A 21,283-nucleotide genomic window follows, 5' to 3' on the forward strand; every position below is an offset into this window, starting at 1 on the left:
CGAACCCGTTGCTATAGCTCCGGATTGGCCAGATCAGCGGCGACGATATGCTCGCCGTACACCTGCGCAGCGGCCAGCGCCTCGACTTTGGTCGGATAGGGTCCGAGTTCAGGCGCACCGTCGAACGGAAACAACAACTTGCCGTCGGTCTTGCGAACCACGCTCAACACCCCGAAAAAACGCCGATAGCCGGCGAGGCGCGACGACGCCGTCACCTTGAAGTCGCTCTCCGATTGCGCCGGGACGCTTGGAATGAATGCGGATTGGCTCATACGGTTAACCAATCAGTACGTTTCCCTGCACCGCGCCCCCAGGCAGCAGGTGCTTTCCCCCCGCAATACATTACATTTTCACAACGTAATTTACCCATTATTTGATCAATTAGAACGCGATACTGAGACATGGTGATTGGCAGGTTTGTTATCAGCGTGGTACAAAGGCATTCTTCGCGGTCGGTCGCGGGGCGAAGACGCGGCAAACGCGGACGCGACATTTAAATTGAATGGATTGAAAAATGGCAACCGGTATTGTGAAGTGGTTCAATGATGCAAAGGGTTTTGGTTTCATTACGCCTGATGGCGGCGGTGAAGACCTGTTCGCGCATTTCTCTGAAGTCCAGGGAAGCGGCTTCAAGTCGCTGCAAGAAAACCAGAAGGTCAGCTTCGAAGTGAAGCAGGGCCCGAAGGGTAAGCAAGCGGCAAACATCACGCCGCTGTAACAGGCCGGAACAACCGTTCCCCCTTGCTGCAAATGGCCCGCCTCGGCGGGCCATTTGCTTTTATGTGCTTTTGCAGGCCTGAAACGGCCATGCCCAGCAACGCTGCGCGCGGCTCAAAGCTCCAGCAATGCCGTTTTCATCCAGTCGTGCACGGCGTGGCTCAGCTCCTGCTGCGAGACGTCGCGAGACGAAAACTCCGGGCCGACGACAACCCGAATATGCCCCTTGCTGACCGGCCATCCCTTCGCCGGCCAGACTTTGCCGGCGTTGTGCACCACCGGAACGACCGGCGCGCCGGTCGCGCAAGCGAGACGAACACCGCCCGATGTCAGCCGCAGCGGCGCGTCGTGCGGCACACGAGTGCCCTCCGGAAAGATCACGACCACATCGCCCTTGGCGAGCCGCTCGGCACAGTCCTGCGTGACCGCCTGATGCGCCTGGCGCGGTGAACCCCGGTTCAGGCTGACCATATCGAGGCCGCGCAGCACCCAGCCGAAGAACGGAATGCGCAGCAGATCCTCCTTGAACACGAAACTGACACGCCGTGGAAACAGCGCGAGAAATGCGAGTGTTTCCCACGTCGATTCGTGGCGGCACAACAGGATGGACGGCCCAGGCGGAAGATGCTCGAGCCCTTCAACCGAACAGGTGACGCCGGGCAGCCAGCGCATCCATGCAACCATTGCACGACACCATTGCGCCGCCAGCCAGTAGCGCCCGGAGCGGCCGGCAAAAGGGAACAGCAGCAGGATCAGCGCCGAATAGACCGTACCGCTGCCGAGCAGGCAGACAATGAAAAGCCATTTGATGAACTTGGAATACATGAAGAGCCGAGTGAATAAACAATGAAGCCGCGAGCGAGTACGTCGCCGCCCTCACCTCACACTGTACCGTCTCACGCGCGGCGCTACCAGCATTGCGCCTAAGCCCGCTCGCTCGTTGCAAAACGATTAAAAACACTTAATCCGCCTGGCGACGCCAGGTTACAAGCACGCAGCGATGATAGCGAGGTGAGCCACTCAATCGTCCGCGCTGGAGGTGACCAGCGCGATGCGTGCCGGTTCGACTCACGCCCCTGCTACTTGCGCGTATGAACCATGCCCAAAGTTCTTTCTGTAGAAGACGACGAATTGATGATCCAGGAGATCCTGAGTTCGCTCTCCGGATCCGGCTATGAGGTCGACGTCGCGCGTTGCGGACGCGACGGCATCGCCAGAATCATGGCGTTTCCCTACGACCTCGTCACGCTGGACCGCACACTTCCGGATCTGGACGGTTTGACGATCCTCGCCGCCATGCGCGATGTGGGCATCGACACGCCCGTGCTGCTGGTCAGTTCCATGTCGAATGTCGATGAACGTGTGCGCGGCTTGAGGGCAGGCGGTGACGACTATCTGACCAAACCGTTTGCACGCGAAGAGATGGTCGCGCGCGCCGAAGTGCTGCTAAGACGCAAGGCGCCGGCGCCCCATGCCGAAACCCGCCTGCGGGTCGGCGAACTCGAGCTGGATCTGCTCAAGCGCAAAGCCACTCATCACGGCGAGGCCCTCGAGCTTCAGCCAACCGAACTCAAGCTGCTCGAATACATGATGCGTCATCCGGGTCAGGTGCTCACACGCACGATGATTTTCGAAGGCGTTTGGGGCTGCCGCTTCGATCCGGGCACCAACCTCATCGACGTTCACGTAGGACGCCTGCGCAAGAAAGTCAGCGCGGCCGGAGAGTATCCACAGATCCGCACCGTCAGGGGATCCGGCTACATTCTTGGCTAGGCGTTGCATCAGATTAAAAATCTCTTCACCTTCATGCTCGCGTTGCGATAGGCCTACCTCTCTATTCTGCTTCTTACCGAGACGCGCATCGCGTCAAGCGGTACAACCCAGGTCCCAACCCATCGTTCGCATGAAGGAGCAATCATGAAAGTCATTCACATCGCCGCATTGCTTGGCATTCTCGCAACCGGCACGGCCTTTGCGCAAAGCAACCCGGCCACGGCCGCTACGGCTAACGACACGTCGACTACCGTCGCCATGTCGAACGCCACGCCGCAAGACGGCGCGTGGGTGCCGCCGTATGGACAGGCCATCGCCCCGAAAACCCGCGCCCAGGTCTACGGCGAACTCGTCCAGGCAGAAAAGGACGGCCAGCTCAATTACCTGAACAGCGTCGTGTACGCGCATCCTTAAGCGCTTCGCGGAACACGCGTCGTCGAATCTCATGGGTCGCGCGAGGCGGGCTGCTGAATTGCTCTCTAGCCTGCTCGCCCCCATCGGCGGCGTCCCGCGGCGCGGGCCGCCCACCCCAGTTTTCGCTACCGAGGAGTCCATCATGAAGATCGTCATGCTGGCAGCACTCATCAGCCTTGCGGCTAGCACCAGCGCATTTGCCCAGACCGCTACCGGATCGAACAACCCGCAGCCGGGATCCGCCAACCCCAGCTTCACCACTGCCTCGAGCACCGACGCATCCGGACAGTGGGTCGCGCCCTATGGCCAGCCAGTCGCCGCCAGGAGCCGCGCGCAGGTGTACAGGAGTCTGGTGAAAGCAGAGCGGGATGGTCAGCTCTCCTATCTGGACAGCACGCTATATGCGCATCATTGAAACGGTACCTGCATAATCCGCCTCGCCTGGCGTTCGTGCCCGCTTCGCATGCGGGTGGGCAATCGCAAGGCGAGGCCGCGCCGCTTAGCGCGAGGCCAACTGATAGCCGTAGCGGCTAATGGTTTCCACTCTCGCCCTGAAGCCATGTGTCTCCAGCTTGCGCCGCAGGCGCGACACCACCAGGTTGACACTGGAGGGGTCGACATCCTCCTTGTCCGGCCACGCATAGCGGATCAACTGATCTCTCGCCACAGGCGCATTCGCCTGGCGCAACAAACACTCAATCAGCAGATACTCGCGCTTGGTCATCAATGCGCGCCTGCCGTCTTCAACCAGATCGCGCGTTAGCGGGTCCAGTCGCAGCGAAAGCACATGGGCCGACGGTTGCGCAGAGCGTGCCAGCGACGCACGATGCAACGCCAGCAGGCGCTCCTGCATCTCGAGAAACGAATACGGTTGTACAAAGCAGGCATCCGCGCCGGCGCGCAGCACGCGCGCGCGATCCTGCGAGGTACCGTTGACGAGCGCCACGATCACCGCGGGCGCACGCGGCAAGCGGGCCAGTTCGGGCAAGGCGTCAAAGAGCGCGGTCATCAGGACGATGCCCACGGCGGAAATCACGATCGCATCGAATTCTTCGTGCGCCGCAAGGTAAAGGGCATAGCGCAGGTTGTCCGCTGCATGCACGCTGTGCGCGCTTTCCCTAAACGCCTTGTGTAGGTAAACCGTCTCCGCCTCGGAGGACGAAACCAGCAGGATTCTCATCTAAGCCTATGACCTACTGCAGGTTGTGTGGCCAGCAATCGATGGTGATGGTCGTGCCGCGATCTTCGCCGCCAATATGCAGCTCGAAGTCGTGCAGCCGGATGACGGCCGAGACAATACCCAGTCCGAGGCCAGTGCCCGGCACATCGCGCGTCTGTTCGACGCGATAGAAGCGGTTGAGGACCGCGTTGCGCTCGCTGACCGGAATGCCCGGTCCGTTATCGGCGATCACCAGTTGCGGCCCGGCCCGCCCTGCATGCAGCTCGACGCTGACATCGCCGCCTTGCGGGGCAAACTTGATCGCATTGTCGAGCAGGTTGCTGAATGCCTCGAACAGCAAGGCGCGGTCCGCATGAACCGGTTCGACCGCTTCGATGCGCGACGCCAATACGATCGCTCTCTCCTCGGCAAGCGGCTGATACAGGTCACACAGTTCGTCGACGAGCGTCTGCAAGGCCACCTCATCGAAGCCGCTGCGCCGCTGCAATGCGCCGATTTCCGAAATGCGCAGCATCGCGCCGAAGCGTTCGAGAATCGAATCGGCTTCCGCCCGTGCATTGGCAAGCAGTGCGTTAGCGGGTTCATCGCCGCCCATGCGCACGCGTTCGGCAAGATTCGCCAGTTGCAGGCGCATGCGTACCAGCGGTGTGCGCAGATCGTGTGCAATGCCGTCGCACGCACCCTTGACCTCGTTCATCAAACGCTCCACTTCGTCGAGCATGTGATTGACGAGGTGGCACAGCATGTCCAGTTCGTCGCGGCCGCCGGTCGGCAAGCGTTGTGCAAGATCGCCGTTGGCGATGCGCGTCGTCACGCGCCGCATGGCCGTGACACGGCGCATCTGGTGCAGACTGAGCAACAAGCCGGTAGCAAGACTGAGAACGAGGCATAGCAAGCCGCCGCCGATCAGCGCCTTGGTCAATTCCTCGCGCACGTGCCGCACGTCGGCGAGGCTGCGGCCGATCACGAGCTTGACGCCGTTGTCGCGCGTCTCCCCCATCACCCGTACCGTGGGCATCGAAGGGTTGTCCGCCAGCACAAGCGTGCGGCCAGTCGACGCACTATGCGATTCGCCCGCCTGATCCAGCTTCAGACCAGGCGGCATGGCGACGATATCTCCTGCGAGACGATGTCCGTCTGGCGCAAACAGGCCGTAGTAATTCGAGTGCCCATTCTCGTGTTCGAGCCTGCGGCCAATCACGAGAGCGACCTGATCGTCGCTTTTCGAATCGAAATAGCGCATCTGCCAGCGAATCCCGCTGTCGGCCTCGCGCTCCATTGCCGCGCCCACCGAATACTCGAGAAAACCCAGCAAGGCCATGAAACACAGCGAAAAGATCGCGGCGTAAGCGGAGAGCCATCTAAAGGTTGTCGTATGCCAGCGCTGGTCCGAACGGGGCGTTGAAGGCATATGCTGGGTGTCGGTGGAGATCGTCGTTCCCCGTACCTTGCCAAATTCCAGAGCGGACACCGTCATCGGCTCCTCGCTTGTTGATGCGTTAAGAACGTGAGCCTGATCGGCTTGGTTTCGGCATCATAGCCCTGCGTGAATAAATACCGGGCGGCACAAAGATGAAAAACCCGTCACTTTGATGTGCATTGGATGAAACACCAAGACATGTTCTTTACAGCGAGCCTTCTGAGTCCTATTGAACGGAAACAAAGCAAGCGAATCGAATCAGAATAACCGCTAAAACACGCAATAGTAAAAAAACACGGGCCGCAATGCGGCCCGTGTTTTCCGGTGCTGAAGCTAAAGCGCGTTGGCTTTAGAAGCGGTGCATCATCGCGATGCGATACACCATCTGATTGCAGCTCGACGACTGGCTCGGCGCACCCATGATGTTCGCATAGTCGAAGTCCTGGCCGGTCTTGCCGTCCGCGTGCTGGTAGGCTCCTTGCACGTAAACCGAGGTGCGAGCGCTCAGGTCGTAGTCGAGCATGAGCGACAGCTGGTTCCAGTTTGGATCCGAGCTGCCCGTCACCGTGGAAACGTGGGCACGCGTAAACGTATAGGCGGCGCCAAGCCAGAAATCATGCGCAAAGAAGTACTGGCCGTTGATTTCGAAGTTATCGAACTTCCATGAGTCTTGCGTGCCGGCCGCCGGCTGCGTAGTGAAATAGGCGTTGTACGTCGGGTTATAGATGTCGACGTGCGAATACGCCAGCGAGACGATCGCCTTGTCCGCGAACTTGTACGACACGCCCGCGTCGATGTTCTGTTGCGAAGTGCCGATAAACACTACGGTCGCGCTCGGCGCTGCACCACCGCTTGTGGCACCGCCGTTGTTGGTCCTCATATACGCCAGGGCCGCGGAAAGCGGGCCCATCTGATACTGGAGCGCCGCGCTGTACATGCGGTTATCCGCGAAGCCACCGGCCTCGTTACTAAAGCCGTACATGGCTTCGCCCGTGAAGCCTGCCACCGTCGGCGAAACGTACTTGACCGAGTTCTGGATGCGGTAGTCCCAGTCCGCGTTGTCGTTGTCATACGGGTGCGAGCCGAGATCGCCTTCCCAGTTGCCTGCCGCGGTGTAGCCGCTCCACATGTCGATGGTCGGATCGTACTGGCGCCCCATCGTGAATGTGCCGTACTGCGCCGACGACAAACCGACATACGCCTGGCGGCCGAACAGCAGATCGCCCTGGCCCATCGCCCCGGTGTTGGTGTTAAAGCCGTTTTCCAGCTGGAAGATAGCCTTCATGCCGCCGCCCAGATCTTCACTGCCTTTCAGGCCGAAGCGGCTGCCGGCTGTGTCGCCGCTCACCATCTGGTAGCTCCGGTTGCCGCCTGCGTTGGTGGTAAAGTCCAGGCCCTCGTCGATAATGCCGTAGAGCGTGACACTGTTCTGAGCATGCGCGACATTGCACAGCGCGACTGCGGACAACAGTCCGGCCAAACACGTTTTCGTCATTTGCCTTGTACCTGATGAGTAAAGTGGAGGGATTTGCCGTTTCCGTCTGTGCACTTCTGCGCTCTTCGGCGACGCGCCGCTATGTGTGCGGCGGCGAAATAAAAGTGCAAGCGGAGTTTAAGGAGCAACCCTCTCTTACGAGAGCGGTACAGACGAAACTCAGTCTTTCAACAAGTGCAAGTACGAAACGCGGAGCCGCAATCGCCTTTAGCGACGGGGGCTCGTGTTTCGTTTTGGAAAAAAATGTCTGATTTAGCGCTTGATAAGTGTCGTAAAGGAACGACAGCTTCGGTCTTGAGGAGAATTACAAAGGCTCCGGCGGCGGCACTTCCGGCGGCGATGATGACCCTCTGTACGGCCATATCCAGCCGGGTGCTCTTATGAGCATTCAGCATTCCTTCTGAATTCGCCATCTATCCCGGGGTTTTAGCGTCCCCTCAAGTTTTCACCCCGCGGTCAGAAGCGCGTCGCGGTGCAGCGCCAGACCTGGCACTGCACCGTCTGTTTGTTCCCGGTTTTGCCCCCATCGAGCCTGCGGCTCGTCAGCGGCCGCGAAAAATGCTGCACTGCGGCCCCGTGACACAACGGGGGCCGCCCGACTCGCCCGTGAAATCGGCCGTGCCACCATACGAGACATTGTTGACGCGCGCCGGCAGATTGCCGGCTTGCCCGGTTTCGCTATACGACATGTCAGTCGCGTCCTGCGCGGACTCGTTTGCGTTCTGCTCGAGAATTGCGCGGCCGCGCGCTTGCATGTTCGTCTGGACGTCTTGCCCGTTTGCGAGAGCAGTTGCCAGAATCAGCCCCGCTCCCGCCAACGGCACCACGAAAAGTAATTTCATCTCGACACTCCTTGCATCGGGTACCCATTGCCTGAGTCCGTTGCCCGGCAGTACGCCAATCTGAATGAAGGTCGGCTCCCCTATGCTTTGCCTGTCAACCCAACTGCGCGCCCCGGAAGCAGGATGGACCGGCATGGTCCACCGGAGCATGCTCCCGTCGCGCTACCTAAGTAACGACTCCACTGGCTCATCCTCATTGCCGGAAGTTGCAGGAAAGACCCGTGCGGTGCGGTGCACAAAAATTGCTCTGAACCGTCTGTGCCCGGTCCCGGCGCAGACGTTGACCGTGCCGCACCTCCGTTATAGGTCAAGTTCGCAGGACGTCAACGCCGCGCCGACGAGGCCTGCAGCGGGGCGCCGCCACGGGCCGGAAGCCTGCCGCGGCGGCGCCTCACGGCCGCCCGGCGGCTGCGGGCGTGGGCACGGCACAGCGCCGCTGAGGTTATATTTCGACATGGCGCGCGATCCCGCTCGCGCGCCTCACCCCAATCGCGCCGAACCGCCGGAGAGGTAGATGGAGCACGCATATCTTCACCTGTTGCACCTGCTCGGCGGCCATGCGGGATGGACGCTGGCAGTGGTGTTCCTGGCCGCCTTCCTGGAGTCGGTTGCCGTGATCGGCACGTTTATCCCGGGCAGCACGGCCATGTTTCTGGCGGGCGCGCTGGTCGGCACCGGCTCGCTCAACCTCGGCTGGCTATTTGCCTGCGCGCTCGCGGGCGCCATCGGCGGCGACGGCCTCAGTTACTGGCTGGGCCGCCGCTATCGCAACACGCTCGTCCAGCTTTGGCCGTTCTCCACCCATCCTCAGATTCTCGAGACCGGAAAGCGCTACTTCGCTCAGCACGGCGCGCGCAGTGTCGTGTTTGCCCGCTTCATTGCACCGGTGCGCGCCATCGTGCCGGTTGTCGCCGGAATGCTCGGCATGACGCCGGTGCGCTTCTACGCGATGAACGTTTTGTCCGCGCTGCTGTGGGCGCCTGCGCATATTCTTCCGGGCGTCGTGTTCGGCGCGTCGCTGCAACTGGCGGGCGCGGTTTCGTTTCGTCTGGTCGCGGTCATCGCGATTCTGGCTGCGCTTGGCTGGCTCAGTTTTCGGGCGATGCAGGTGGTTCTTTCGCGCGCCCATGCATGGACCGTTGCCTCGCGCCGCAAACTCTTCGCCTGGGCCTGCGGCCGCAAGGGACAGGCCGCGGCCATCCTGCTGCTGGTGCTGGATCCCGAGCGGCCGGCAATGGGCATCGTCGCCGCGATCTCGGTGCTGGTGCTGCTATTCGCAGCGATCTTCTTCGGCGTGTTTCAGGGCGTCGCCAACGGCGACCCGCTGGTACAGGTCGACATGTCCGTCTACCGCTTCCTGCAATCGATCCACTCCCCCTGGGCCGACACCGTCATCTCGGGCCTCGCGACCTTGGGCAGCGTCCCGACGCTGGCCGCTGTCGTGATCACCGTGATTGTCTGGATGGCGTATGAGCGGCGCTGGCTCGCCGTGGCCTACTGGCTCGCCGCCGTCGCCTTCTCGCAGCTGCTGATTTTCGCCATTCAGCTGACCATACGACGCGCGCCACCCGGCTACGCGGGTCCCGACGTCTACGCGTTTCCCAGCAATCACGTGGCGGCAAGCGCGATTGTCTACGGCTTCCTGGCGTTCCTGCTGGCGCGGCGCGTCGGCAAGGTAGAGGGTGTTCTGGTGACGACCATCGGCACCGCGATCGTCGTGGCTGTGGCGTTCGCCGGGCTTTACTTCGGGCGCTTTTCGTTTTCGGATGCCGTTGGCGGCGCGGCGTTCGCGGCCATCTGGGTCGCAGTCGTCGCCCTGACCGCCGTATGGCGCAACCCCAAGACGCCCGCGCCGCGCAAGTTCATGCCGCTCGTGATGCTGGCCGTAATCTGCGCCAGCGCGACACCGCAGATTGCGGTACTGCGGCCGGCCAGCGCCTCGTCGAACGCACCAGTTCACCCACTGCACGTGGTTAGCAAAGCGCAATGGACGGACACGCTCTGGAAAACCTTTGCCTGCTACCGGTCCGATATGACCGGCGAGCGGCGTGAGCCGATCACGGTGCAATGGGCCGCGAACCGCGAGCAGATCGAAAGCCAGCTAAACAGCCGGGGCTGGACTGAGGGCACCCAGTTGTCGGTACGCTCATTGCTGTATCTGGTGGCGCCGGATCCCGCTGCCACCGCGCTGCCGGTTTTGCCGAAGCTCGACAACGGCCAACCGTCCGCTATGGTGTTCACGCGTGCTCGCGATGCGCGCGACGAACGCGACGTGCTGCGTTTCTGGCCGACCGACTATGCGGTGCAACGCAAAAGCGACGCGCCCGCCACGCCGATCTGGCTCGGCTCGCTGGTGCATGAGCGCTTGCGCCGCCCTTCATGGCCGTTCAATGTGTTGCGTCCGGACAGGCAAGTCGATCCGCTGATTTCGGTGCAGGGACAAGCGAGTGCATGGCGCGAACTGGAAGTATCGAGCATTAGCGGATGCGAAGGCGTGCGCGTGACGCTGATCGATTCGAACCTGAAATGAAACCGTAGCGAGCCTTGCCAGGATTCTCCTGACACAGGTTCAATACTCCACGCAGCCGGCCGCGGCGGCCGTTAGCGTGACCTGGGGAGCACCGCAATTGATAGAGTTTCCGCAATCGGAGATTTCGACCTGGGGTGGCGGCGTCGTCTTTCTAAACGTTCTTCTAACCCGGCTTGGCGTCCCTATTCCCGCTGTACCCGTTCTGCTGTTTGCCGGCTCCGCGATCGCCAGCGGCGCCCTGTCGTTCTGGTACGTGATGCCATTGGCCGTGTTGGGCGCGCTGATCGGCGACGGCGTCTGGTTCACAGCTGGGCGCCTCTATGGCCATCGTCTGATTAGCAGCCTCTCGCGGCTTTCGATGTCCGTCGGCCAGCACGTGCGCACCACACGCTCGCTATTCGAACGCTTCGGAGCGCCAATTGTATCGATGTCCAAATTCATTCCCGGTCTTGCGATTGCCACGCCACCCCTGATGGGCACGACACGGGTCGACCCGCGCATATTTATTGGCTGGGACATGCTCGGTGCGGCAGCATGGGCCACCTTCTGGCTGCTCGGCGGCGCCGTCTTCGAGAAGCAGCTAGGCATGCTGGTGCTGGCCGTGCGCGCACACGGCACGACAGTGATCGATCTGGTGCTGGCCGCTTCGTTTCTTTATTTTGTGTTTCGCTGCATCCAGCGCTGGCGCTTCAAACGCTGGCTCAAGCAGGTTCAGATAACCCAGCAACAGCTTGAAGCGATGCTGCGTACCGAGTCGCCCCCCGTCATTCTGGATGCACGCCCGGAATCGGCATTGCTGGACGAGACGTACCGGATTCCCGGCGCGCAGCCACTCGACGCGACTTCGCCGGCGGACATCGAAGCGGCTTTGCCGGCTGCGCGCCGTGTGGTGTATTGCGTATGTCAGGATGAGGCGACGGCCATGCGCATTACCCAACATATGCGCCATAGAGGGTTTACGAGGATTCGCGCACTGAGGGGTGGACTGGATGCCTGGGCACGCCGCGGCTATGCGTTCGAACCGTTCTCCCACGAGGCGCATGCGGCCACACTTGCGGCGCGGGTGAAAAGCCTGCGCAACGAGACAGAAGCGGTCACGCTGCGCGGTGTCGCACCGCGCCGGGGCGCCCCCGGCAAGGCCGAGCCCGCCCAGACCGAGCACCAGCGCAATTGATTCACTGCCGCAGCGCCGCGGCGCTAAACGTCAAGCGTCACAACCCGCAGCGCTAGCCATTGCGCGCCTTGCATTTAGTTAGCCATGCAGTCAATCTGCATCGTTTTAGCGCGATTTTTACGCATTTTTAATGCGTTTATAGGCGCACGGTAGCGGCCCTGGTTGTGAATTGTCATTTTCCTGTGGTAAAAAGCGACGTCGTCTCTCGCCGATCCCGGCTAAGCGATACCAACACAACACAGTCTTTTTTGGAAATTCAGGAAAATGGCAACTGGTACAGTAAAGTGGTTTAACGATGCAAAGGGCTTTGGTTTCATTACGCCGGACGGCGGCGGTGAAGACCTGTTCGCGCATTTTTCTGAAGTCCAGGGAAGCGGCTTCAAATCGTTGCAAGAAAACCAGAAGGTCAGCTTTGAAGTGAAGCAAGGCCCGAAGGGCAAGCAAGCGGCCAATATCACGCCGCTGTAATAGGCCGGAACTCTCGTTCCGTAGCCACATTGGCCCGCCCTGGCGGGCCAACAATGTCGTTTCAGGAGCGACGAATCGTCTCTGTCACGCTGCAGCGCGTGGCGCCGCCTTCCTCGCAGCCTGCTTCGCCGCGGAAGCTTTTTTCGCAACCGTGCGCTTAGCCACCCCTTTCTTCGCTGCCGCCTTCTTTGCGGCGGGATGCTTAGTCGCGGCTTGCTTTGTAGCCGCTTTCCTTGCCGTCACTTTCTTTGCCGTCACTTTCCTGGCTGCAACCGGTTTGGCCGCGGCGTTCTTCGCAGGCGCTTTCCTGGCGGCGGCTTTCTTCGCGGACACCTTCTTTGCTGCCGCGCTCGCCGTACTTGCGCCGCTGCCGTTCAGCGCAACCGCAGCGCTCTGGTCAATCAGGTAGCGGGTACGGTCTTTCACATTTTTGATCCAGGCCGGTGGCCGGGCATGACCGCTCCACGTTGCGCCAGTTTCAGGATCCCTATATTTCGGCGGCATCTTGCCTTTGGCACTCAGGGCATGCTTCGCCGCGCCATTGCCAGCACGGCGTCCACTGGCTCTCGCCTCACGTTTGGCTTTGGCGCGCGCCTCGATGTCGGCAGTAGTCAAGCCATGCTTGAGCATCAATTCGCGGATCTGGTCGACGGCCGCTTGCGCCCGTTTGGCAAGCAACGCTTCGGCTTGCGCCTGAAGTTTCTTCATACGTGCTTGAATCTGTTCGAGAGTGGCCATTACCGCCTCCTTATGTGTGGGTAATGGACGCACTATGCCATGAGCGCATAGCGGAACGCTACGGTTTCGCGTGTGAAAATGCGTGAAGTAGCGGGTTTTAGCGCTTCTAGTCCCGCCTTTAGTCGCGCTTCTAGTCCCGCTTCCAGTCCCATCAACGCCACAATTGACTCAAGCTCGTATTGAGCCGAAATGTCCGGTTAGCATCTGTCATATATACCGCGCGCCGGTCGAGGCAGGCGTGACGATGACGCAATTGACCCGGCGCCACGCCGCTCCCCTTGCCGGCAATTGTTTCATTAATAGAACTGACTATGCGTGAATCCAAAGCGTTGCTGCGGCAGGATCTGGCAGCAATGAAGATGTTTCTGGCCGACCTGAAGCCTCAGTCAAGCGGACCCGGTCCTGCATCGTCGCTCCCGGCCACGCAGGTCTGATTGCGGCCTCGCCGTTTGGCGAGATAGAGCGCGCGGTCCGCTGCCGCCACAAGGCTGTGTGCGTCGCCACCCTGGCGCGGCTGTTGAGCGGCGACTCCAAGGCTCACGGTAACCACGCCTTCATTGCTGGCGAGGTGGGGTACATGAAGGGCTTCGACTGCGCGACGGATGCGTTCGGCCACCACATGTGCGCCTTGCAGATCGGTATCCCTAAGGATCAGCGCGAACTCTTCGCCGCCGTAGCGCGCGACGATATCCGTGGGACGTCGCGCGGATGTCGCAATGGTCCGCGCAATGGTGCGCAGACACTCGTCGCCGTGTTGATGACCGTAGTGGTCGTTATAGTTCTTGTAAGCGTCGACGTCGATCATCACGACAGCCGTAAATCCCAAGCCATCCCCACCCGCGAGTTGACGCCATTGCAGCTCCAGTTCGCGGTCGAAGTGCCGGCGATTGAACAGGCCCGTCAGTCCGTCTCGAAACGCGAGTCCCTGCAGTTCGAGACGTTCGTCTGCAAGACGCTGCTCGGCGGCTTTGCGAGCGGTAATATCGCGAGTCGTCGCGGTCAGCGTTTCCGGTTGCCCTGAATACGGATCGATCACCGGCCTCAGATAGGTTTCCAGCCATAGGACCTGGCCGTCCGAGCGGCGGAAGCGGCTGACTTGCGAAACCTCGCTTGCGCCCGTGGCGAGTTTCTCGATGGCAGCGGCCAGCGCATCGCGGTCGTCCACCATCACCAGATCCGGCAAGTACGCGCCGATCAGATCGTCGGGGTCGCGCAGCATGACTGTCTTTACGCGCGGCGAAACATAGGTGAGCCGGCCGTCAAGCGCCACGCTCATGACGATGTCCGTGGCGTTTTCGGCGAGGATCCGATAGCGCCGCTCGCCTTCGCGCAACAGGCCCACCAGCCGCCTACGCGAAACCTGCGTGACGCTGATCGGCAACGCAATGCCCAATGCGGCAAGAAAAAACAGTTGCAGCGAAAAAATGCGCGAGCCCATGTTCGGGTACGGAAACATCCACAGCGGTCCAATGCCGCGCATGGTGAACGAGACGGCAATCGCAAGACACAGCAGCAGGCCGACGAGGACACCGGCGATATCGGCCTGAAACGCCAGCAGCACGATAGGCAACAGCGCCCAGTAGAGCAACGGAAATCGGCTTTGCCCGAATACGCCGGTCGTCACAACACACACCAGCAAGAGCAATCCGATATTTTTCAGGCGACCGTCTGCGCGCAACAGGTTCAACGCTTCGCCGCTCCAGATCACCACCGCAGCGGGCGTAAAGACTGCGAGACTGAGTGCGTCCGCGACGAACCAGTTAGCGAAGTTGGGAAGAGGCTGGCCGTTCAACTGGCCGCGTAGCAAGGTGGTGGCAAGCGCTCCTGAGACGAGCGGCGCGAGGATCACACCTCCGGCCAAAAACCGCACGAGCGCTTTAGGACGAAACAGTTCGGCGATTGCGTCAAGCCGGGGCGCAAAGGCGAATGCAATCAGCACTTCGATCGTATTGGCGAACGTATAGGAGAGCGACACAGCCAGGTTTTCGCCCAGCAGATTGGCCGCCAGGTTTCCTGCTATGCCACCGGCGAGCACCCAGTCACGCTGCCTCGGCGCGGCCACCAGCATCTGGCCCAGCAATACCGCGTTCGCCAGCCAGATTGCCGCAATTTCCCCCGCCATGCTTTTTAGCGCGCCGCTCAACCTGCAAGAGAGCATTGTCACCACGAACGCAAGCAGCAGAGCGCGCACCGTTGACGCCATTTGCTGCGAAAGCATTGCCTGCAGACATGATCGAGACTCTACCGTTGGCCCTTCGACCGGCTTCCCCATACGCTTGCTCTCAATTCTTCTCGTTGGTGCCGGCTTGCACAGCACGACCCAATCGTTACCCGTTTGTTGCCCGTTGCGTGGCTTAAACCTTGCTCTCCGAGACGATGGTGTAGTTCGCCTCGATGCGCTCAGTGTATCGACATTCGGGCGAATCCGGCGAGCAGAGCCCGTCGCGCTACGTGCAGAACCCCGCAGAAGTCAAACGTTTAGACGCGTGTATCAGTCTGGCAGGCGCAAGCCCAAGGGAGCGGGAGCAAGCGCTCAATGGCCGCTGATCAGCCGCTCCGGCGACGAGGCGGACGGCTCCAGGTTGCGTTCAGTCGACCACACCTCGTGCTGCAGCCAGTCGCGAAACAGGGCCAGTTGAGGCAGATCGCCCTGCTCCGGACGCGTCACCAGCCAGTACGACTGATGACCGTCGACATGCACGTTCAGCACCTGCACGAGTTCGCCGGTGGCGAGTTCGCGGGCAATCATATGGCGGTCGGCAATCGTGATGCCGAGACCGTCGACGGCCGCGCGAATCGCCAGATCCAGCAGATCGAACTCGTAACCGCCGCTCGTATCGACACCCTCGATGCCGGCCGCCTTGAGCCAGTGCTGCCAGGTCAAATAACGCTGATCGTCGCTCGCCAGCACGTGTAGCAAGGTGAACTGATTCAGGTCGATCTCCGCCTGCCCCGAATGCCGCGCGAGCAGTGCCGGCGAGCAGACCGCCACGTGACGCTCGCTCATCAACAGGCGATTGTCGAAGCCTTCCCATTCGCCGTCGCCGAAACGGATCGCGCAATCGAGCACGCCCGACTCGGCGAGCTTGTCCACGACGCGTGTCGACAGGCTCAGTTCGAGTTCCGGATGCTCGTCGCGCAAACGCCCCAGGCGCGGCATCAGCCAGCGGCTGGTAAACGTGGGCGGGGCGTTGAGGCGCAGACGGTTCAGATGGGTCTTTTCCTGAATGCTGCGCACCGTCAGTTCGATTTTGTCGAACGATTGCTGCAACGCCTGCAGCAGCAGCCGTCCGGCCGCGGAAAGCTCGAGGTGATGATGCCGGCGCTGCAGCAGCGATTCGCCGAGTTGCTCTTCCAGCTGGCGCACTTGCCGGCTAACCGCGCTCTGCGTGACGTTAAGCAGTTCCGCGGCACGGGTAAAGCTGCCGGTGCGGCCGGCAACTTCAAAGGCTTTGAGCGCGTTAAGCGCAGGCATTTTTCGTTTCAAGGGCGTCTCTGATCGAATGCGGCAAACCGGAGCGCCATTTTACGCGTTCGCGGCCCATGTCTTGCCAGGCGTGGACCGCCGCGAGATCCGGCATCAGGTCAATGGCATGCGCGGATACTATGCAGTCCGCAACGAATCACACCGTTGCGTGGCTTGCGCGCGGGTGTTCAACCCGATGGTTGCGCCTGCATCCATTTCGCTGAAACACCTTCGCAGCAAGGTCTGATTCGTCTGGAAAAGCATTCGCTTTGCTCATATCAATTCAATTCCTGCCTGCACGTACCCAGCGGGCATGGAGAAGAAGGCCATCGCATTCGCATACTGGTCGCCACCGTTATGCGATTTGACGATGCCACCCCCGCGCCACACAAGGCGCGAGCCTTTCGTATCCCTACAAAGGGCCCGAATGACATATATTTGTCATGGTATCGACATGTGGATGAACCAGCATGAAAAGTTGACGCGACTACTACAGGGAACACGCCATGCCGGAACTTTCGTACCCGCAGACGACCGACACCCATGCCCGGGGCCGCAGTATTGGTCTGATTATTTTCCTGCTTGTGATCGGCATCGGAGCGGCGTATTGCGCCGTTCATCTGGTCAGCGATCTGCAGTCGGTTCAGGCACTCAGTTTTCTGCCTTACCTGTTGCTCGCGGTCGCTTTGCTCATCGCGCTCGGCTTCGAGTTCGTCAACGGCTTTCACGACACCGCAAACGCCGTTGCCACTGTTATCTACACGCACTCGCTAACGCCGAATCTCGCGGTCATCTGGTCCGGTACGTGGAACTTCCTCGGTGTGCTGACCTCGACCGGCGCCGTTGCGTTCGGCGTGCTGCAGCTTCTGCCGGTTGAACTGATTCTGCAGGTCGGCAGCAGCGCAGGCTTTGCGATGGTGTTCGCCCTGCTGATCGCCGCGATCATCTGGAATCTCGGCACGTGGTACTTCGGTTTGCCGTCCTCGAGTTCGCACACGCTGGTGGGATCGATCATCGGTGTGGGCCTGATGAATCAGTTGATGCACGGCGCCAGCGGCACCAGCGGCGTGGACTGGAATCAGGCGCTGGGCGTCGGCAAGTCGCTGCTGTTCTCGCCGATCGTCGGCTTCCTGCTCTCGGGCCTGCTGCTGCTCGTGCTGAAAGCCGTCGTGCGCGTCCCGGCGCTGTACGCCGAACCGAAGGGCGCCGAGCCGCCGCCGTTCTGGATCCGCGGCCTGCTGGTCCTGACCTGCACGGGGGTCTCGTTCGCGCACGGCTCGAATGACGGACAGAAAGGCATGGGCCTCATCATGCTGATCCTGATCGGCACCGTGCCGACCGCATATGCCTTGAACAAGGCTGTCACGCCCGCGGAGACGCAAACCTTCCTGGCGGTGGCGCACGAGGCTTCTGCGACATTCGGCAAATACACCAATGGAGCATCGCCCTCGGCCCACCCGCGCGCCGCAGTCGAAGATTACGTGCGGACCCGTCAGTTGACGCCTGAAACGTTGCCCGCACTCCAGCAGCTCACCAACCAGATCGCCCAACAGGTCGGCCAATCCGGCTCGCTGGCGAGCGTGCCGCAGGATGTCGTCGATAACGTGCGCAACAATATGTATGTGGCGTCCGAAGCCGTGCGCCTGATGGAAAAGGCCAAGCAGCCCGCCTTCGCGGCGGACGACGGCAAGGTGATCGACAACTTCAAGAAGCAGATCGATCACGCCACCAAATTCATTCCGACATGGGTCAAGGTCGCGGTCGCGATCGCCCTTGGGCTGGGGACGATGGTCGGCTGGAAACGCATTGTCGTGACGGTCGGCGAGAAAATCGGCAAGCAGCATCTGACCTATGGGCAAGGCGCCTCGGCGGAACTGGTGGCGATGCTGACCATCGGTGCGGCCGACGTCTATGGCCTGCCGGTCTCGACCACCCACGTGCTGTCCTCGGGTGTGGCCGGTACGATGGCGGCCAATGGCTCCGGGCTGCAATGGAGCACCGTGCGCAGCCTGCTGCTGGCGTGGGTACTGACGCTGCCCGCTTCGATCGCGCTGGCGGCCGGCTTGTATTGGGTGTTCCGGCACGTGTTTTAATCGAGTGGGGAGAAACACATCCCCATTGCGGCGCGGGTTGGCAACGACTGGCGCGCCCACCCCTCTCATCCGTTTTCTGCCCTGCCGAACAAAAAGCCCGGCAAGTCTATGACTTGCCGGGCTTTTTTAACCGGATCCAACGGTCCAATCCACCGGTCAATACACTTCCGGCACGATCATATTGGTCGGCACCGGCTGGCGGATGTACTCCGTGTTGTACACCCGCTCCGGCAACGTGATGGCCGGATGCTCGACCTCGTGGTACGGCACCTGGCTCAGCAGATGGTGGATGCAGTTCAGCCGCGCGCGCTTCTTGTCGACCGCCTGCACGACCCACCACGGCGCCTCGGGAATATGCGAGCGCTGCAGCATCACTTCCTTGGCATGGGTATAGGCTTCCCAACGGCGCCGGCTCTCCAGGTCCATCGGGCTCAGCTTCCACTGCTTGAGCGGATCGTGGATACGGGTCTGGAAGCGAATCTCCTGCTCTTCGTCAGTGATCGAAAACCAGTATTTGACAATCTGTACGCCGCTGCGCACGAGCATCTTTTCGAACTCCGGCACGGAGCGGAAAAACTCCTCGTACTCGGCGTCCGTGCAGAAGTTCATCACACGCTCGACGCCCGCGCGGTTGTACCAGCTACGATCGAACAGCACCATCTCGCCGCCCGCCGGCAAATGCGAGACATAGCGCTGAAAGTACCATTGCGTGCGTTCGCGATTGCTAGGCGCCGGCAGGGCCGCTACCCGGCACACGCGCGGATTGAGACGCTGCGTGATGCGCTTGATCGCACCGCCCTTGCCTGCCGCGTCGCGCCCTTCGAAGATCACCACCATCCGGTGCCCGGTGGCGACAATCCAGTCCTGCAGCTTCACCAGTTCGCCCTGCAGACGAAACAGTTCGCGGAAGTACCGTTTGCGCGCCTCGCGATGCTCGAGCGAGAAGCCCGCATCGCCGTCGCTGATGCGGTCGTCCACTTCCATTTCGAGTTCTTCGTCGTACGCATCGATGAGATCCTCTTCAAAACGGCGCTGCCGTTCGGCCATCGATGCCGTATCGGCAATCGGATCCTGCTCTTTCATCGCGACTCTCCTGGAAACTGGAATGGTTAAGCACGCCGTGCTGAGCGCAGCGGCGACCGCCCGATTATCGAAGCCCGAGGTGTCATTGTTGTTACTGGGGCGGTATGGGGCGTTATGACGCGCCGCAGCGGCCGGCCATGCAGCGGGGCCAGGGCCAGCGCGACACCCTTCCGGTCGGCAGCAACCGGACCATCATAGCGAGTTTTGTCCACCGTCAGATTGTCCGGCGGACCGTTTTTCGCGTCCTAGGCATTGTCTTGAAAACAGGCGACCCGCCCCGCAGTTAGGCTCCCGCCTAGTCCGGAGCTTCGCCATGGGAAGCCGTCCCCGTTTTATTGATGACCTGTCGCGCGCCTCGTCCGACCCTGCCGGAGCGCCTGAGCCCGCGGCTTCCGCCGCGCCGGCGCAGCCGCCGGCCGGGCAGCCCGCAGCGCCATCCACACTCAGCGACGACGCCTTGCTCGACGCCTACTCGCGCACCGTGATCGGCGCGCTGGAGCGCGTCCAGCAGGCCGTCGTCTTCATTTCGGTCGAACACGGCACGCCTGCCCATCCTGACGGACGCGGCATGCGTAGCGGCACCGGCTCGGGCTTCCTGTTCACGCCGGACGGCTACCTGCTGACCAATAGCCATGTCGTCCACGGCGCGACGCAGATCCACGTCACGCTCGCCGACGGCGGCAGGTTCGCCGCCGATCTGATCGGCGACGACCCCGGCAGCGATCTCGCCGTGCTGCGCATCGGCTCGGCCGAACCGCTCCCGCACGTCGAACTCGGCGAATCCGGACGGCTGCGGGTCGGTCAGATTGCCATTGCGGTCGGCAATCCGCTCGGGCTGCAGCAGACGGTCACCACCGGCGTGGTATCGGCGCTCGGGCGCTCGCTGCGCTCGAACTCAGGCCGCATGATCTACGACGTGATCCAGACCGACGCGGCCCTGAATCCCGGCAATTCCGGCGGCCCGCTGATCAACTCGGCGGGTCAGGTGATCGGTGTGAATACCGCGATCATCCCCGGTGCTCAGGCCATCTGCTTTGCCACCGCCATCGACACTGCCAAGTGGGTCATCATGCAGATTTTCGCGTATGGCCGCGTGCGGCGCGCCTATATTGGCGTGGCGGGCACCACGACCTCGCTGTCGCGACGCGTGCAGCGCTACTTCAACCTGAGTTCGACCAGCGGCGTGCGCGTCATGGAGATCGTCAAGGCGAGCCCGGCCGCGCTCGGCGGCCTGCGCACCGACGATACGATCGTCGCCATCGACGCGCTTCCCGTCGATGGCGTCGACACGTTGCAACGCGTGCTGGATGCGTCGCGTATCGACCGTCCGGTCGGTGTCACGGTGTTGCGCGGTACGCAGCGGCTCGAATTGACGCTGACGCCGGTCGAGCAGACAAGTTGATCGCGTGAGGCAGAAGCGCCGCGAAGAAGCGCAGCAGTGTCACAGCGATTTTCTATACTGGGAAAACGGCTCTCAGCGAGCAGCCATCCTTGCATGGGATCATGGGTAAGCGCTAAAGCGCCAACTCGGGTCGACCGCGATGAAACTGCATGGGACCCGAGTAAGCGCTAAAGCGCTAACTCGGGTCGACAGGAGAACAATGTGACAGGCGACTATCAGGTGCGAGTCACGCGGGACACCGCCGACTATGACGACTACGGCGTTCCGCGCGTGACCAGAACGCCGGCGCATGTGGAAATTGCCGCATCGCAGCGCAAGCTGGTGTTTGCGGATCGCGCGGCCTTGCAGGAATTTATCGATGCCTGCATCCACGCCCGTGAAGAAGCCTTCGGCGCGGCTTCGGACCCGGCGCTGTCCGAAGCGGACAAGGCAGCGTGGCGACGGTTTTTCGGGCGGTTTACAGCGCTGTAAACACTGCGCCCCGCCGC

Annotated in this window: 20 protein-coding genes; 10 read left to right on the forward strand and 10 right to left on the reverse strand. The window is 61.5% G+C overall.

Features of this window, described 5'->3' with window-relative positions:
- Positions 1–11: 11 nt before the first annotated feature.
- Positions 12–272, reverse strand: a complete 261-nt coding sequence (locus FFS45_RS02020; RefSeq protein ID WP_137952989.1) for a DUF6723 family protein — start codon at positions 270–272, stop codon at positions 12–14.
- A 242-nt stretch (positions 273–514) separates the two neighbouring features.
- Between FFS45_RS02020 and FFS45_RS02025 the strand changes: the two genes are divergently transcribed.
- A complete protein-coding gene (locus tag FFS45_RS02025) occupies positions 515–718 on the forward strand; it encodes a cold-shock protein (RefSeq protein ID WP_074266313.1) in 204 nt (67 codons plus the stop codon).
- Between the two features lie 113 nt (positions 719–831).
- On the opposite strand, the gene FFS45_RS02030 is transcribed toward FFS45_RS02025, so the two are convergent.
- Positions 832–1,542: a lysophospholipid acyltransferase family protein gene (locus tag FFS45_RS02030; RefSeq protein ID WP_137952990.1), complete on the reverse strand. Its 711-nt coding sequence runs from the start codon at positions 1,540–1,542 to the stop codon at positions 832–834.
- Positions 1,543–1,815: 273 nt separating this feature from the next.
- Here FFS45_RS02030 and FFS45_RS02035 point away from each other — a divergent pair, with 273 nt between their 5' ends.
- From FFS45_RS02035 to FFS45_RS02045, 3 genes are all read left to right on the forward strand, one after another.
- Positions 1,816–2,490, forward strand: a complete 675-nt coding sequence (locus FFS45_RS02035; RefSeq protein ID WP_137952991.1) for a response regulator transcription factor — start codon at positions 1,816–1,818, stop codon at positions 2,488–2,490.
- Positions 2,491–2,634: 144 nt separating this feature from the next.
- On the forward strand, positions 2,635–2,904 hold the full coding sequence (locus FFS45_RS02040; protein ID WP_137952992.1) for a DUF4148 domain-containing protein: 270 nt from the start codon (positions 2,635–2,637) through the stop codon (positions 2,902–2,904).
- 142 nt (positions 2,905–3,046) lie between these two features.
- Positions 3,047–3,319 carry a hypothetical protein gene (locus FFS45_RS02045; RefSeq protein ID WP_137952993.1) on the forward strand — a complete coding sequence of 91 codons (273 nt, stop codon included), beginning with the start codon at positions 3,047–3,049 and terminating at the stop codon, positions 3,317–3,319.
- A gap of 84 nt (positions 3,320–3,403) precedes the next feature.
- Here FFS45_RS02045 and FFS45_RS02050 read toward each other — a convergent pair whose 3' ends face one another.
- The 4 genes from FFS45_RS02050 to FFS45_RS02065 all read right to left on the reverse strand — a co-directional run bounded on the left by FFS45_RS02050 (position 3,404) and on the right by FFS45_RS02065 (position 7,841).
- A complete protein-coding gene (locus FFS45_RS02050; RefSeq protein WP_137952994.1) occupies positions 3,404–4,084 on the reverse strand; it encodes a response regulator transcription factor in 681 nt (226 codons plus the stop codon).
- A 13-nt stretch (positions 4,085–4,097) separates the two neighbouring features.
- On the reverse strand, positions 4,098–5,495 hold the full coding sequence (locus FFS45_RS02055; protein WP_137953107.1) for a HAMP domain-containing sensor histidine kinase: 1,398 nt from the start codon (positions 5,493–5,495) through the stop codon (positions 4,098–4,100).
- Between the two features lie 358 nt (positions 5,496–5,853).
- The gene (locus FFS45_RS02060) at positions 5,854–6,999 is read right to left on the reverse strand and encodes a porin (protein ID WP_137952995.1); all 1,146 of its coding nucleotides are present in this window, start codon (positions 6,997–6,999) and stop codon (positions 5,854–5,856) included.
- 542 nt (positions 7,000–7,541) lie between these two features.
- Positions 7,542–7,841 carry a hypothetical protein gene (locus FFS45_RS02065; protein ID WP_137952996.1) on the reverse strand — a complete coding sequence of 100 codons (300 nt, stop codon included), beginning with the start codon at positions 7,839–7,841 and terminating at the stop codon, positions 7,542–7,544.
- Between the two features lie 514 nt (positions 7,842–8,355).
- Here FFS45_RS02065 and FFS45_RS02070 point away from each other — a divergent pair.
- The 3 genes from FFS45_RS02070 (at position 8,356) to FFS45_RS02080 (ending at position 12,013) form a co-directional block, all read left to right on the forward strand.
- Complete coding sequence (locus FFS45_RS02070) at positions 8,356–10,371, forward strand: bifunctional DedA family/phosphatase PAP2 family protein (protein WP_137952997.1); 2,016 nt, start codon at positions 8,356–8,358, stop codon at positions 10,369–10,371.
- A 97-nt stretch (positions 10,372–10,468) separates the two neighbouring features.
- Complete coding sequence (locus tag FFS45_RS02075) at positions 10,469–11,545, forward strand: VTT domain-containing protein (protein ID WP_137952998.1); 1,077 nt, start codon at positions 10,469–10,471, stop codon at positions 11,543–11,545.
- 264 nt (positions 11,546–11,809) lie between these two features.
- Complete coding sequence (locus FFS45_RS02080) at positions 11,810–12,013, forward strand: cold-shock protein (protein ID WP_074266324.1); 204 nt, start codon at positions 11,810–11,812, stop codon at positions 12,011–12,013.
- Between the two features lie 84 nt (positions 12,014–12,097).
- On the opposite strand, the gene FFS45_RS02085 is transcribed toward FFS45_RS02080, so the two are convergent.
- The 3 genes from FFS45_RS02085 to FFS45_RS02095 all read right to left on the reverse strand — a co-directional run bounded on the left by FFS45_RS02085 (position 12,098) and on the right by FFS45_RS02095 (position 16,226).
- The gene (locus FFS45_RS02085) at positions 12,098–12,751 is read right to left on the reverse strand and encodes an H-NS histone family protein (protein WP_137952999.1); all 654 of its coding nucleotides are present in this window, start codon (positions 12,749–12,751) and stop codon (positions 12,098–12,100) included.
- Between the two features lie 382 nt (positions 12,752–13,133).
- The gene (locus FFS45_RS02090) at positions 13,134–14,942 is read right to left on the reverse strand and encodes a GGDEF domain-containing protein (RefSeq protein ID WP_171029540.1); all 1,809 of its coding nucleotides are present in this window, start codon (positions 14,940–14,942) and stop codon (positions 13,134–13,136) included.
- A 342-nt stretch (positions 14,943–15,284) separates the two neighbouring features.
- Entirely contained in the window at positions 15,285–16,226 is a 942-nt protein-coding gene (locus tag FFS45_RS02095; protein ID WP_137953001.1) for a LysR substrate-binding domain-containing protein, read from the reverse strand.
- Positions 16,227–16,723: 497 nt separating this feature from the next.
- Between FFS45_RS02095 and FFS45_RS02100 the strand changes: the two genes are divergently transcribed.
- A complete protein-coding gene (locus tag FFS45_RS02100) occupies positions 16,724–18,310 on the forward strand; it encodes an inorganic phosphate transporter (RefSeq protein ID WP_137953002.1) in 1,587 nt (528 codons plus the stop codon).
- 156 nt (positions 18,311–18,466) lie between these two features.
- On the opposite strand, the gene ppk2 is transcribed toward FFS45_RS02100, so the two are convergent.
- Positions 18,467–19,393, reverse strand: a complete 927-nt coding sequence (gene ppk2 / locus FFS45_RS02105) for a polyphosphate kinase 2 (RefSeq protein ID WP_137953003.1) — start codon at positions 19,391–19,393, stop codon at positions 18,467–18,469.
- A gap of 313 nt (positions 19,394–19,706) precedes the next feature.
- Between ppk2 and FFS45_RS02110 the strand changes: the two genes are divergently transcribed.
- Entirely contained in the window at positions 19,707–20,795 is a 1,089-nt protein-coding gene (locus FFS45_RS02110) for a trypsin-like peptidase domain-containing protein (RefSeq protein ID WP_137953004.1), read from the forward strand.
- Between the two features lie 201 nt (positions 20,796–20,996).
- Positions 20,997–21,266: a hypothetical protein gene (locus FFS45_RS02120; protein WP_137953005.1), complete on the forward strand. Its 270-nt coding sequence runs from the start codon at positions 20,997–20,999 to the stop codon at positions 21,264–21,266.
- Positions 21,267–21,283 lie beyond the last annotated feature (17 nt).

Origin of the sequence: Burkholderia sp. 4M9327F10, from assembly GCF_005503145.1 — a bacterium.
Lineage (GTDB): Bacteria > Pseudomonadota > Gammaproteobacteria > Burkholderiales > Burkholderiaceae > Paraburkholderia.